This window comes from Pseudogemmobacter sp. TB195, assembly GCF_058313095.1.
The window spans coordinates 1-1,127 of record NZ_JBZEGG010000087.1 but is presented as its reverse complement, the minus strand read 5'-3'; the positions used below and the strand labels follow the sequence as shown (position 1 = coordinate 1,127).

Annotated in this window: 1 protein-coding gene; it reads right to left on the bottom strand. The window is 58.6% G+C overall.

Features of this window, described 5'->3' with window-relative positions; all coding sequences use genetic code 11:
* Positions 1-11: 11 nt before the first annotated feature.
* Positions 12-974 (bottom strand): IS110 family RNA-guided transposase, encoded by a 963-nt coding sequence (locus AC4FS3_RS28695; protein ID WP_491023368.1) that lies wholly within the window; start codon positions 972-974, stop codon positions 12-14.
* Positions 975-1,127: the final 153 nt, after the last annotated feature.

Sequence of the window (1,127 nt, the reverse complement as noted above, 5' to 3'; positions counted from 1 at the left end):
AGCAATTGTGTCTATTGATTGAGCTGTTGACGCCATACCTCTCCTGTTTTCAGGATTGCATTTGCGATGGTGATCAGCCTGCGCGCGATGGCGATAATGACGACCTTGTGCGGCTTTCCGCTCTTTTTCATTCGGTTTGCAACGGGCTTCAGCACTGAGTTATGGCATGCGGCGGCAAGTGCGGCCTGAAAGAGGACCTGTCGTATTGCCCGTCGCCCCCCAGCGATTGCCCGCCTGCCTCGCATGGCACCGCTGTCATGCGGCACGGGCGCCAAGCCTGCCATGGCTGCAGCCTCTCCTGCTGTCATCCGGCCGAGTTCCGGCATTTCCGCTACCAACATGGCTGCAGAAACCGGGCCAATGCCGGGTATGGACCGAAGCAGACCGGCTTTGGTTGCGGACGTTTCCTCGCTCGCAAGGGCGCGCTCGATACGTTGCTCTACATCGCTGATCTGGGTCTCCAGCACGGCCTTTAGCGCATGATCGAGATCTTCGACATCTGCGAGGATACCTTGCTTCTTGCGGGCTGCAACCTGCAGCATGAGCCGCTTACGCATCTGGACGATCTGAGCGCGTCGCGTTGTCAAGGTTCTGAGAATACGCAGGTTATGATCCGGCAACATTCGCCCGGCATCTGGGCGAAACAGCATGAAGCGGGCGATGAGTTCCGCATCGATCCGGTCCGTCTTGGCGCGTGTCCCCCGCGACATGGCAAACGCCTTGATCTGAGCTGGAGGAAGCTGCTTCGAGACAATCCCTGCTTCGACCAGCGCAGTCCACAAGCCCCATTCTTGTCCGCCGGTGGCTTCGAAACCGACCTGGATGGAGGCAGACAACTGACGGATCATCGAGATCAGCTCTTGATGCCCTGCTGGTGTGTTGGGCAAACGAAACCTCTGCAAGCCAGGCAAACAGAACCCGTCGAGCCAGTCACGACACACGTCTATCCCTACCACACTGGTTGCTGCTATCATGTCACTCTCTCTTCCTTATGCTTCGCGGTCCCGCAAAACGGGCCGCCGTCAATTGTTCGAGACGGTGAGGAGAGGCAGGATCAGCCGGCTAGCAATCGTGGTCAGGCCACAAGGTGTTCAGCGCTGTATCCTACCCCGTTGCTGGTCCTGGCC